Here is an 11,322-nt window from a genome sequence, read left to right on the forward strand (position 1 = left end):
TCCTCAGACCTTGTGCTGGTCGCTGTACGGCAGCATGGCCAGGAAACGGGCGCGCTTGATGCAGACCGTCAGTTGACGCTGGAAGAAGGCGCGCGTGCCGGTCAGGCGAGCGGGCGTGATCTTGCCGTTTTCGGCGATGAAATCGCGCAGGGTGTCGATGTCCTTGTAGTCGATCTGCTCGACACCGGTGACGGTGAAGCGGCAGAAACGCTTGCGACGGAACAGCAACGATTGTTGGTTGCGCTTGGGCTTCTTGTCTTTGGAGAAGCGACCTTTACCACGTGCGGGAGGCATAGTGATGTCCTTGTTAATTCAATCCGGTATCGAACGAAGGGCTGGCTGATTGGCGGTCCAGAGCGGTGACGTGGAAGATGGTTCCACGGCCGTTGCGCTGGTTGCTGAGAAACCCCTTGAAGAGGGCATTCCCACCGACACCAAGCGCCTGGATGCTCCGGCAGATCTCTCCGATGGCCACCGCCTTGATCTCCATGGAGACTTTGCGGGGCCTGCCTGCTTCGATCACCTCGGACTCCGCTTTGAGCGTGAAGTCCTGGGCGGTCAAGCCGGCCGGTGTGTATCTGACGAGGCCCAACTCCTGTATTTGCGCTTGCAGAACCAGCTGGTTCATGGGGCGCTCATGCGGAACTGGTCCAGTGCCGACCCAATCAGCTTAGGCGTTGGCGTCTTGCGGGGCCTTGCGGGCCTCTTCGCGCTCGACAGCCTTCATCATCACCGACGGCGTGGTCTCGGCCTTGTCCTTGGCCACGGTCAGGTGACGCAGCACGGCGTCGTTGAAGCGGAAGCCCGTTTCGAGTTCAGCCAGGACTTCCTTGCTGCATTCGATGTTCAGGCACAGGTAATGGGCCTTGGCCAGCTTCTGGATCAGGTAAGCCAGTTGACGGCGGCCCCAATCTTCGACGCGATGCACTGCACCACCGCCAGCGGTGATCAGGCCCTTGTAGCGCTCCAGCATGGCCGGAACTTGTTCGCTTTGATCCGGATGGATCAGCAGAACGATCTCGTAATGACGCATAAACACTCCTTGTGGATTCCAGACCCTTGATTGAGCCAGTGGAAGCCGTCCCAACAGCGTCAGCAGTCGTGGGTACGGCAAGGGAAGCCCGCGAGTATACCCTGATCGAGCGGCGATGGCCAAGCCGTGCCGGATTCAGTGGGCGGGCGGCGCCTGCAGATGGTCGACCAGGCCCTGCTGCTGCGCCGAGGGCGCCCGGGTCAGCAGGCTCACCAACACGCAGGCGGCAAAGGCGGCCGGCACGCCGAACAGGCCAGCCGACAGCGGCTGTATGCCCCACCAGAGCTCGGGCGGCCCGGCCAGCTTGAAGGCCGAGCGCAGCCAAGGGTGGGCGGTGACCATGTAGTAGGCCGTGATGGCCAGGCCGGTCAGCATGCCGGCGATCGCGCCGGGGGCATTGGCCCGCTTCCAGAAGATACCGAGCACCAACACCGGAAAGAAGGCCGCGCCCGCGAACGAGAAGGCCGCCGTCACCAGGAAGAGGATGTCGGCCGGCTTCTGCGCCGCCACCGCCGCTGCGGCCAGGGCAGTCAGCAGCAGCAGGGCCTTGGACATGGTGACGCGACGTGAGGTCGAGGCGCGCGGATTGATGGTGCGGTAGTAGACGTCGTGCGACAGCGCACCCGAGATGGTCAGGAGCAGGCCGTCCGCCGTGGACAGCGCCGCCGCCAGGCCGCCCGCTGCCACCATGCCCGAGACCACATAGGGCAGGCCCGCCATCTCGGGCGTGGCCAGCATGATGATGTCGCCGCCAATGCGCATCTCGCCGAGCTGCAAGAGGCCGTCCTTGTTGATGTCGCTGACCGAGAGCAGGCTGGAATCCACCCTCGCCCACTGCGAGATCCAGGCCGGCAACTGGTCGAAGGGTGTGCCCACCAGGGTGTTGAAGACCTCGTACTTGACCATCACGGCCAAGGCCGGCGCTGTGAAGTAAAGCAGGCAGATGAAGAACAGCGACCAGCCGACCGAACGCCGCGCCTCGGCCACGCTGGGCGTCGTGAAGTAGCGTACCAGGATGTGCGGCAGGCCGGCCGTGCCGACCACCAGGCAGAACACCAGGGCGAGGAAATTGCGCCGCGATTCGCTGAACTCTCGCTGTTCATCCGGGCTGCCATTCGGGTCGCCCGCGAACTGCTGGGCATGCGGCGGCATGCCGCCGAGCGGCTTGGCCCGCTGCTCGGCCTGGGCCTGGGCGCGGCGCCATTGATCCTCGGCCTCGGGTGGAGTGCGGGGCAAGGCGGCCCGGCGCTTCTCGGCGGCCTGGATCTGGGCCAGCGGCGCGTCCTCGGCCTTCAGCGCCGCCACCTGGCGGGTTGCAGCCAGACGCTCGCGCGCCAATGCCGCCGGCACGTCCTGCAGTTTCTCGTTGTAGTCGCTGGCATTCTTGGCAAAGGCTTGCATCACGGCCAGCTCGCGCGGGTCGTTCATCAGCTCGCGCTCGCGGGTGCTGACGCTCTGCAGCTGGTAGCCATAAGCCAGCTGAGGTATCGGTGCGCCGGTCTGCTTGATCGACAGCCAGACCACCGGCACCAGGTAGGCAATGATCAGGATGATGTACTGCGCCACCTGGGTCCAGGTGACAGCCCGCATGCCACCAAGAAACGAGCAGACCAGCACACCTCCGAGGCCCACGAACACGCCGATCTCGAAGGTCAGGCCCGAGAGCCGCGTGGTGATCAGGCCGATGCCGTAGATCTGCGCGACCACGTAGATGAAGGAGCAGAGGATGGCCGCCGTCACGCCGACCAGGCGCACCGCGTTGCCGCCATAGCGCTCGCCCAGAAAATCGGGCACCGTGTAGCGGCCAAACTTGCGCAGATAGGGCGCCAACAGCAACGCCACCAGGCAGAACCCGCCGGTCCAGCCGAGCACGAAGGCCAAGCCGCCATAGCCCGACAGGTAGAGCGTGCCTGCCATGCCGAGAAAGGTGGCGGCGCTCATCCAGTCGGCGCCGGCGGCCATGCCGTTGTAAAGCGCCGGCACACGACGGCCGGCCACGTAGTACTCGTCGGCATCCGTCGTGCGGCACAACACGCCGATGCCGGCATAGAGCAGCACCGTGCTCAAGAGGAACAGAAAGCCTATCCAGCTCTTGGGCAGGCCCATGTGCTCCAGCACCGCCAGCAACAGCACGAAACCCACGAAGCCCACGGTGAACCAGGCATAGATGCGGTTCAGCCGGCGCGAGAAGCCTTGCGCTGCGGAGGTCGGGGCGGGAGCGGACATAGGCGGGCGATCATGCCGCCGCACGGCGCGGGCTGTCGATTCAGACGAACCCGCGTGACGCCGCATGGCGTGCTGCGCCCTTCCCTGCTGCGCCCTTCCCTGCTGGGCCGCTTACTTGCGCTCGGCCAGGCGCTGCCAGGTCTCGATCACCGTGTCCGGGTTCAGCGAGATCGAGACGATGCCTTCCTGGGCCAGCCAGTCGGCGAAGTCGGGATGGTCGCTGGGGCCCTGACCGCAGATGCCGATGTACTTGCCGGTGGCCCGGCAGGCGTTGATGGCGCGCGAGATCATGGCCTTGACGGCAGGATCGCGCTCGTCGAAGTCGCCGGCCAGTTGCTCCAAGCCCGAATCGCGGTCCAGGCCCAGCGTCAGCTGGGTCAGGTCGTTCGAGCCGATGGACATGCCGTCGAAATGCTCCAGGAACTGGTCCGCCAGGATGGCATTGCTCGGGACCTCGCACATCATGATGATGCGCAGGCCGTCCGTGCCGCCCGAGGCCGCGCGCTTGAGGCCGCGCTCGGCCAGCATGCCGACCACGCGTTCGGCCTGGCGCACCGTGCGCACGAAGGGCACCATGATCTCGACATTGATCAAGCCCATGTCGTGGCGCACGCGCTTCAGGGCTTCGCATTCCATCGCGAAGGCATCGCTGAACTCACCGCTGATGTAGCGCGAGGCGCCACGGAAACCCAGCATCGGGTTCTCTTCATCGGGCTCGTAGCGCGAGCCGCCGATCAGCTTGCGGTACTCGTTGCTCTTGAAGTCCGAGAGACGCACGATCACTGGGCGCGGGAAGAAGGCGGCGGCAATCGTGGCGATGCCCTCGACCAGCTTGTCCACGTAGAAGGCGCGCGGCGAGGCATGGCCCCGGGCCACCGACTCGACCGCCTTCTTCAGGTCGGCATCGATGTTCGGATAGTCCAGGATGGCCTTGGGGTGGACGCCGATGTTGTTGTTGATGATGAACTCAAGGCGGGCCAGGCCCACGCCGCTGGACGGCATCTGCGCGAAGTTGAAGGCCAGCTGCGGATTGCCGACGTTCATCATGATCTTGATCGGGCAGTACGGCAGTTCGCCGCGATGCACCTCGCTGACCTCGGTCTCCAGGAGGCCGTCATAGATGTAGCCGGTGTCGCCTTCCGAGCAGGCCACGGTGACCAGTTGGCCGTCCTTCAGCTTCTCGGTCGCATCTCCGCAGCCCACCACGGCCGGGATGCCCAGCTCGCGCGCAATGATGGCGGCGTGGCAGGTGCGGCCACCTCGGTTCGTCACGATGGCGCTGGCACGCTTCATCACCGGCTCCCAGTTCGGGTCGGTCATGTCGGTCACCAGCACATCGCCCGGCTGCACGCGCTCCATCTCGGCCACGCTCTCGACGAGTCGCACGGGCCCGGTACCGATCTTCTGGCCGATGGCTCGACCTTCAACCAGCACGGCGCTGTGACCCTTGAGCTTGTAGGTGTGCTCGACCTGGCCTTCGGCCTGGCTCTTCACCGTCTCGGGGCGGGCCTGCAGGATGTAGAGCTTGCCGTCCTCGCCGTCGCGGCCCCATTCGATGTCCATGGCGCGGCCATAGTGCTGCTCGATGATCAGCGCGTACTTGGCCAGCTCGATCACTTCCTCGTCATTCAGCGAGTAGCGATTGCGGGCCTCGGGCACGGTGTCCACGGTCTTCACCAGCTTGCCCGACGCAGCCTTCTCTTCCGGCGTGGCGAACTCCATGCGTATCAGCTTGGAGCCCAGGTTGCGGCGGATGATGGGCAACTTGCCGTTCTTAAGCGCCGGCTTGTGCACATAGAACTCGTCCGGGTTGACGGCGCCCTGCACCACGGTCTCGCCGAGGCCGTAGCTGGAGGTGATAAAGACCACGTCCTTGAAGCCGCTCTCGGTGTCGATGGTGAACATCACACCGGCCGAGCCGAGGTCGGAGCGCACCATGCGCTGCACGCCGGCCGAGAGGGCCACGTCCGCATGGGCAAAGCCCTTGTGCACGCGGTAGCTGATCGCGCGGTCGTTGTAGAGGGAGGCGAAGACCTCCTTCATCTTGTGCAGCACCTCTTCGATGCCATGCACGTTCAGGAAGGTTTCCTGCTGGCCGGCGAAGGAGGCGTCCGGCAGGTCTTCGGCTGTGGCGGAGGAGCGCACGGCGAAGCTGACGCCCGGGTTGTCGGCGGTCAGCTTGGCAAACGAGCTGCGGATCTCGGCTTCGAGGGCCGCCGGAAAGGGCTGCGCCTCCAGCCAGCTGCGGATCTCGGCGCCGGCCTCGGCCAGCGCGCGCACGTCGTCGGTGTTGAGCGTGGCCAGGCGCGCCTCGATGCGCTTGTCCAGGCCCTCGTACTTGAGGAACTCGCGGAAGGCGTGGGCCGTGGTCGCGAAACCGCCGGGCACGCGCACGCCGGTGGCGGCGAGCTGCGAGATCATTTCGCCGAGGCTGGCGTTCTTACCGCCAACGACCTCGACGTCGTTCATTCTCAGATTCTCAAACGGTACGACCAGGGCGGTCGCGTCAAAGCGAGAAGACATGGGAGGGCTCCGTGATGTTGTGAATCTGGGGCTCCCGCCGACCGCAGGTCGGCGCAGGACGCGGCTTCGGACGATGCCACCCACCCAGCATTTCTGGATTCTTGTGGGGTGTGGAGGGGGGACATCGGAGGCGTCGCTGGTGGCGTGTCGGGCGATTCTACGGGGAAGCGCCACTATGATGAAAAGAGTTCCATGAGGGTTACAGCATGCCCAACCGCACCGTGTATTTCGTCTCGGATGGCACCGGGATCACCGCCGAAACCTTCGGCAACTCCATCCTGGCCCAGTTCCCGGGCAAGCCCCGCCATGTACGCCGTCCCTTCGTGGACACGGCCGAGAAGGCCTACGAGGTCTGCCGCGAGATCAACGAGACCGGCGAAACCGAAGGCCAGCGCGCCATCGTCTTCGCCACCCTGGTGAACCGCGAGGTGTTGGCCATCGTCCGCGAGCATTGCAAGGGCAAGGTGCTCGACATGTTCGGCACCTTCATCGAGCCGCTGGAAGAAGAATTCCAGGTCAAGAGCAACCACCGCGTGGGCCGCTTCTCCGACGTGGCCAAAAGCCAGGAGTACCACGACCGCATCGAGGCCATCAATTTCTCGCTGGCCCATGACGATGGTCAATCGGCCAAGAACCTGGCCTCGGCCGATGTGATCCTCGTGGGCGTGAGCCGCTGCGGCAAGACGCCCACCTCGCTCTACCTGGCCATGCAGCATGGCATCAAGGCAGCGAACTATCCGCTGATCCCCGAGGACTTCGAGCGCGGCAAGATCCCCGCCTCGCTGGCGCCGCACCAGCGCAAGTGCTTCGGCCTGACGATTGACCCGGACCGGCTCAGCCAGATCCGCAACGAGCGCCGCCCGGGCAGCAAGTACGCCGACCTGATGAATTGCCGCTACGAGGTCAACGAGGCCGAGACCATGATGAAGCGCGCCGGCATCTCCTGGCTCTCGTCCACGCACAAATCCATCGAAGAGATCGCCACCACCATCCTGCGCGACATCCGGCCGGACCGGCTGATCTACTGATCCGGCCGGGCCCAGCCAGGCCCGCCGTACTCAGCGCGGCAGCGTCAGCAGGTAGTCCACCACGGCCACGGCCTGGGCATCGCCGCCGGCCATGCTGGGCGAGGTGATGTAGCGGCCGTTCACCGCCAGCGAGGGCACGGTGTAGGCATCGCCCAGATAGCTGCGGATCAAGGTGTCGGCCTGCGAGCAGCGCGTCTGCACCGAGAAGCTCTGGTAGAACTGCGCGAACTTCGCTGCATCTACGCCCAGCTTGCTGAGCCCGGCCTGCATGCCCTTGAGCTCACCCATGCCCTCCTGATCAGCCTGAACGGCAGCGAACACCTGCACATGCAGCGACTCGCTGAGTCCCAAGGCCTGCAGGGTGAAGAACAGGCGCTGATGGGCCTTGCTCGCGCCATGAATGATGGCCGGGCTGCGGCGGAAGCTCACCTGGGCCGGCTTGCGCGTCAGCCACTGGTTCAGCGTCGGATCGAAGCGGAAGCAGGCCGGGCAGCCATACCAGAAGAACTCCAGCACCTCGCCCTTCTCGTTCGAGATCGGCTGGGCGACCTGCAAGCGCTTGTAGTGCTTGCCCTCCACGGGCGCACCTTGTGCCCATGAGGGCAGGCTCAGGGCCGCAGCGGCCATGCCACCCGCTTGCTGGAGAAAAAGGCGCTTGCTGATCATTGAAGGCTCCCTCGGGCGGTCATTGCGGTGCGCGGATTCTGCATGGTTTTGGGCCGGCCTCAATGAGGCCAGGCTTAAGCCCACCGCCGTCAGGCCAGGCGCTGCCGCGCCGACTCGTACAGGCAGATCGCGGCTGCCGCGCCGACGTTCAGCGACTCCTCGCCACCCGGCTGAGGAATCCCCACCGTCAGCGCACAGCGCTGCATCAGGCTCTCCTGCACGCCCTGCCCTTCATGGCCCATCACCCAGGCGCAGGGCCTGGGCAGCTGGACCTGATGCAGCTGCGCCTCAGCGTAAGAGCTGGTAGCGATCAGCGGCACCTGCAGCGCCTGCAGGTCTTCGGGCGCCAGGCCTTCGATCAGGCGCAGACCGAAATGCGCACCCATGCCGGCACGCAGCACCTTGGGGCTCCACAGCGCGGCCGTGCCCTTGATAGCCAGGATCTGGCTAAAGCCGAGGGCCGCCGCACTGCGCAGGATGGTGCCCACGTTGCCGGCATCCTGCAGCCGGTCCAGCACCACGGAATCGAGACGCGGGGTCAGGTCTTGCCTCGCCGCATGCGGCACCTCGAAGCCGATCTGCGCCGGCGACTCCAGGCCGCTGAGGGTCTTGAACAGCGCCACCGGCACGATCAGCACGCGCGGCGCGGCCTCGGCAATGGCGCGCAGCGCCGCGTCGCTCCAGGCCGCTTCGGTGATCACCGCCAGCAGCACCGGGTGGGCGCGCTGCAAGGCCGCGCGGGCCAGGTGATCGCCTTCCAGCCAGACGCTGCCGATCTTGCGGTAGGCCCCGGCGTCGGCGGCGAGCTTGCGCAGGCGCTGCAACACCGGGTTGTCGCGTGAGCTGATGTGTTGGATCTTGCTGTCGCTCATGGGGTGATCAACTCGCGGACCGGGGCAAAGCTGCGGCGGTGCCAGCCGCTCACGCCATGCTGGCGCAGCGCCGCCAGGTGCTCGGCCGTCGGATAGCCCTTGTGGGTGGCAAAGCCGTATTCGGGATGGGCCTCGTGCATGGCCAGGCAGAGCCGGTCGCGGTGCACCTTGGCCAGGATGGAGGCTGCCGAGATGGCCGGCACCTTGGCGTCGCCCTTGACGATAGCCTCTGCCGGGATCTTCAGCACCGGCAGGCGGTTGCCATCGACCAGCACCTGCACCGGCTTCAGCCTCAGGCCCTCGACCGCTCGGCGCATCGCCAGCATCGTGGCCTGCAGGATGTTGATGCGGTCGATCTCCTCGACCGTGGCCTCGGCGATGCAGCAGCACAGGGACTTGGCGCGGATCTCGTCGAACAGGCGCTCCCGCTTCTTCTCGTTCAGCACCTTGGAGTCGCCAAGGCCCTGGATGGGTTGCTCGGGATCGAGGATCACGGCCGCCGCCACCACGGGCCCGGCCAGCGGGCCGCGTCCGGCCTCGTCGACGCCGGCCACCAGGCCGGGCACGACCCAGGACAGGCCCAGTTGCTCAGGCTCGGGCAAGGACTTGCGCGATCGCATCGGCGGCCACCTGGGCCGTGTTGCGGCGCAGGAGTTCGTGTTGTTCGGTGAAGCACTGGCGCACGCGCTCGCAGCGCGCCGGATCGTCCAGCCAGGCGAGGCCTTCGCGGGCCAGGTGCTCTGGCGTGCATTGGTCCTGGATCAGCTCGGGCACCAGGAACTCGCGCGCCAGCACATTCGGCAGGCCGTACCAGGGCTGGTAGTTGCGGCCCTTGATGCGCCACCAGTTGAAGGCGTGCATCTTGTAGGCGATCACCATGGGCCGCTTGAACAGCGCCGCCTCCAGCGTGGCCGTGCCGCTGGCCACGAGGGTGATGTCGCAGGCCGCCAGGGCCTCGTGCGAGCGGCCGTCCAGCACGGCGAGGTTCAGGCACTTCGCATGCCGCTGCAGCATCGGATCGATCAGGCCGCGCAGGCCCGGCGCCACCGGCATCACGAACTGCAGGCCCGGCTTGGCCGCCTGCATCCGCTGCGCGGCCTTCAACAGAGGTTCGGCGATGTAGCGCACCTCGCTGCGGCGGCTGCCGGGCAGCAAGGCGACCACGGTGGCATCAGCCGGCAGTTTCAGCAGTTCTCGCGAGGCCGCTTGCGGCGGCTGCATCGGTATCGCATCGGCCAGCGGATGGCCGACGTAGGTCGCACCGATGCCGTGCTTGTGCAGCAGCTCGGGCTCGAACGGGAACAGGCACAGCACATGGTCGGCCGAGCGCTTGATCTTTTCGACCCGCTCGGCGCGCCAGGCCCAGATCGAGGGGCAGACGAAGTGCACGGTCTTGATGCCGCCCTCGCGCAACCGCTGCTCGAGGCCGAAATTGAAGTCCGGCGCGTCAATGCCGATGAAGGCCGCGGGCTTCTCGGCCAGCAGCCGCGTGCCCAGTTGCTTGCGGATGGACAGCAGCTCGCGGAGGTTCAGCAGCGCATCGACATAGCCGAAGATCGAGAGCTTGTGATGCGGCCACCAGGCCTCGAAGCCCTGCGCGGCCATCTTGGGGCCGCCGATACCAGCGGCAGTCAGCCCAGGCCAACGGGCCTTCAGGCCCTGCAGCAGCAGGCCGGCCAGCAAGTCACCGGAGGCCTCGCCGGCCACCATGCCAAGCCGAGGCGCAGTGTCTTGACTCATGGCTTAGCGGACGATGCCGCGCTGGGCGGAGCTCAGGAAGTCCAGCATCAGCTGCACCTGAGCGTCGCCGCCCTGCCCGCGCAACTGGCCGATCTCGGCGATGGATTGCTCGAGCGTGAGGCTGCTGCGGTAGAGCAGCTTGTGGATCTGCTTGACCACGGCCAGTTGCTCGCTCGTGAAATCACGGCGGCGCAAGCCCACCAGATTCAAGCCGCGCGCAGACAGCGGATGGCCGTCGACCATCATGTAGGGCGGCACGTCCTGCGACACATGGGCCTGGAAGCCCACCATCGCGTGGTCGCCGATGCGCATGCGCTGCAGCACGCCGGTGAGGCCGCCTATGGTGACCCAGTCACCAACGACGACATGGCCGGCCAGCGTCGCGCCATTGGCCAGCACACACTGGTTGCCCAGCACCACGTCATGGGCCAGGTGCACGTAGGCCATGATCCAGTTGTCGTCGCCGACCCGGGTCTCGCCGCGGTCCTGCACCGTACCAACGTTGAGGGTGCAGAACTCACGCACCGTGTTGCGGTCACCAATGACCAGGGTCGTCGGTTCGCCGGCGTACTTCTTGTCCTGGTTGGCAGCGCCGATCGAGCTGAACTGGAAGAAGCGGTTGTCACGGCCAATGGTCGTATGGCCTTCGATCACCACATGCGGGCCGACGACCGTGCCGGCACCGATCTTCACGTGGGGGCCGATCAGCGAATAGGCGCCGACCTCGACCGAGCCGTCCAGCTCGGCCGCCGGATCGACGATGGCGGTCGGATGGATCAGAGACACGGCTTCAGGCCTCGATACGGCGCATCGTGCAGATCAGCTGCGCCTCGACCGCCACTTCCTCGCCCACCAGTACCTGGCCCGAGAACTTGAAGATGCCGGCCTTGGCGCGGTCCAGCGTGACGTCGAGGAAGAGCTGATCGCCCGGCTCGACCGGGCGCTTGAAGCGGGCGTTGTCGATGCCAGCGAAATAGACCACCGACTTGTCGTCCAGTTCCTGGTCGGTGCTGATCAGAGCCAGCAAGGTGGCGGCCTGGGCCAGCGCTTCGATCATCAGCACACCAGGCATCACCGGGCGATGCGGGAAGTGGCCGAGGAAATGCGGCTCGTTGATGCTGACGTTCTTCAGCGCACGGATGGACTTGCCCTTTTCAATCGTCAGCACGCGATCCACCAGCAGGATCGGGTAACGGTGGGGCAGCTTCTTCAGGATCTGGTGGATGTCCAACAT

12 protein-coding genes are annotated in these 11,322 nt (G+C 66.0%); 1 reads left to right on the plus strand and 11 read right to left on the minus strand.

Annotated elements, in window-relative coordinates:
- Window positions 1-3 precede the first annotated feature (3 nt).
- The 5 genes from rpsR to ppsA all read right to left on the minus strand — a co-directional run bounded on the left by rpsR (window position 4) and on the right by ppsA (window position 5,782).
- Complete coding sequence (gene rpsR / locus J7U46_RS04525; RefSeq protein WP_282823638.1) at window positions 4-294, minus strand: 30S ribosomal protein S18; 291 nt, start codon at window positions 292-294, stop codon at window positions 4-6.
- Between the two features lie 13 nt (window positions 295-307).
- Window positions 308-628: a primosomal replication protein N gene (gene priB, locus J7U46_RS04530; RefSeq protein ID WP_282823639.1), complete on the minus strand. Its 321-nt coding sequence runs from the start codon at window positions 626-628 to the stop codon at window positions 308-310.
- A gap of 42 nt (window positions 629-670) precedes the next feature.
- The gene (gene rpsF, locus J7U46_RS04535; RefSeq protein WP_282823640.1) at window positions 671-1,033 is read right to left on the minus strand and encodes a 30S ribosomal protein S6; all 363 of its coding nucleotides are present in this window, start codon (window positions 1,031-1,033) and stop codon (window positions 671-673) included.
- 135 nt (window positions 1,034-1,168) lie between these two features.
- Window positions 1,169-3,259 carry a VC_2705 family sodium/solute symporter gene (locus tag J7U46_RS04540; protein WP_282823641.1) on the minus strand — a complete coding sequence of 697 codons (2,091 nt, stop codon included), beginning with the start codon at window positions 3,257-3,259 and terminating at the stop codon, window positions 1,169-1,171.
- Window positions 3,260-3,370: 111 nt separating this feature from the next.
- Window positions 3,371-5,782 (minus strand): phosphoenolpyruvate synthase, encoded by a 2,412-nt coding sequence (gene ppsA, locus J7U46_RS04545; protein WP_282823642.1) that lies wholly within the window; start codon window positions 5,780-5,782, stop codon window positions 3,371-3,373.
- A 206-nt stretch (window positions 5,783-5,988) separates the two neighbouring features.
- On the opposite strand from ppsA, the gene J7U46_RS04550 reads away from it, so the two are divergent.
- Window positions 5,989-6,810 carry a pyruvate, water dikinase regulatory protein gene (locus tag J7U46_RS04550; RefSeq protein ID WP_282823643.1) on the plus strand — a complete coding sequence of 274 codons (822 nt, stop codon included), beginning with the start codon at window positions 5,989-5,991 and terminating at the stop codon, window positions 6,808-6,810.
- Window positions 6,811-6,840: 30 nt separating this feature from the next.
- Here J7U46_RS04550 and J7U46_RS04555 read toward each other — a convergent pair whose 3' ends face one another.
- The 6 genes from J7U46_RS04555 to fabZ all read right to left on the minus strand — a co-directional run bounded on the left by J7U46_RS04555 (window position 6,841) and on the right by fabZ (window position 11,322).
- Window positions 6,841-7,476, minus strand: a complete 636-nt coding sequence (locus tag J7U46_RS04555; protein WP_282823644.1) for a thiol:disulfide interchange protein DsbA/DsbL — start codon at window positions 7,474-7,476, stop codon at window positions 6,841-6,843.
- A gap of 89 nt (window positions 7,477-7,565) precedes the next feature.
- Window positions 7,566-8,348, minus strand: coding sequence for an RNA methyltransferase (locus tag J7U46_RS04560; protein WP_282823645.1), 783 nt, complete (start codon window positions 8,346-8,348; stop codon window positions 7,566-7,568).
- The gene (gene rnhB, locus J7U46_RS04565; protein WP_282823646.1) at window positions 8,345-8,968 is read right to left on the minus strand and encodes a ribonuclease HII; all 624 of its coding nucleotides are present in this window, start codon (window positions 8,966-8,968) and stop codon (window positions 8,345-8,347) included. Before rnhB ends, J7U46_RS04560 begins: the two co-directional genes overlap by 4 nt.
- Window positions 8,937-10,088: a lipid-A-disaccharide synthase gene (gene lpxB / locus J7U46_RS04570; RefSeq protein WP_282823647.1), complete on the minus strand. Its 1,152-nt coding sequence runs from the start codon at window positions 10,086-10,088 to the stop codon at window positions 8,937-8,939. Before lpxB ends, rnhB begins: the two co-directional genes overlap by 32 nt.
- Window positions 10,089-10,091: 3 nt before the next feature.
- A complete protein-coding gene (lpxA, locus tag J7U46_RS04575; protein ID WP_282823648.1) occupies window positions 10,092-10,874 on the minus strand; it encodes an acyl-ACP--UDP-N-acetylglucosamine O-acyltransferase in 783 nt (260 codons plus the stop codon).
- 4 nt (window positions 10,875-10,878) lie between these two features.
- The gene (gene fabZ / locus J7U46_RS04580; RefSeq protein ID WP_282824970.1) at window positions 10,879-11,322 is read right to left on the minus strand and encodes a 3-hydroxyacyl-ACP dehydratase FabZ; all 444 of its coding nucleotides are present in this window, start codon (window positions 11,320-11,322) and stop codon (window positions 10,879-10,881) included.

It is taken from the genome of Pelomonas sp. V22, from assembly GCF_030014915.1.
Lineage (GTDB): Bacteria > Pseudomonadota > Gammaproteobacteria > Burkholderiales > Burkholderiaceae_C > JAUASW01.

Coding starts and splice junctions, on each gene's coding strand:
- rpsR (WP_282823638.1), bottom strand. CDS start 294: ATGCCTCCCGCACGTGGTAAAGGTCGCTTCTCCAAAGACAAGAAGCCC.
- priB (WP_282823639.1), bottom strand. CDS start 628: ATGAACCAGCTGGTTCTGCAAGCGCAAATACAGGAGTTGGGCCTCGTC.
- rpsF (WP_282823640.1), bottom strand. CDS start 1,033: ATGCGTCATTACGAGATCGTTCTGCTGATCCATCCGGATCAAAGCGAA.
- J7U46_RS04540 (WP_282823641.1), bottom strand. CDS start 3,259: ATGTCCGCTCCCGCCCCGACCTCCGCAGCGCAAGGCTTCTCGCGCCGG.
- ppsA (WP_282823642.1), bottom strand. CDS start 5,782: ATGTCTTCTCGCTTTGACGCGACCGCCCTGGTCGTACCGTTTGAGAAT.
- J7U46_RS04550 (WP_282823643.1), top strand. CDS start 5,989: ATGCCCAACCGCACCGTGTATTTCGTCTCGGATGGCACCGGGATCACC.
- J7U46_RS04555 (WP_282823644.1), bottom strand. CDS start 7,476: ATGATCAGCAAGCGCCTTTTTCTCCAGCAAGCGGGTGGCATGGCCGCT.
- J7U46_RS04560 (WP_282823645.1), bottom strand. CDS start 8,348: ATGAGCGACAGCAAGATCCAACACATCAGCTCACGCGACAACCCGGTG.
- rnhB (WP_282823646.1), bottom strand. CDS start 8,968: ATGCGATCGCGCAAGTCCTTGCCCGAGCCTGAGCAACTGGGCCTGTCC.
- lpxB (WP_282823647.1), bottom strand. CDS start 10,088: ATGAGTCAAGACACTGCGCCTCGGCTTGGCATGGTGGCCGGCGAGGCC.
- fabZ (WP_282824970.1), bottom strand. CDS start 11,322: ATGTTGGACATCCACCAGATCCTGAAGAAGCTGCCCCACCGTTACCCG.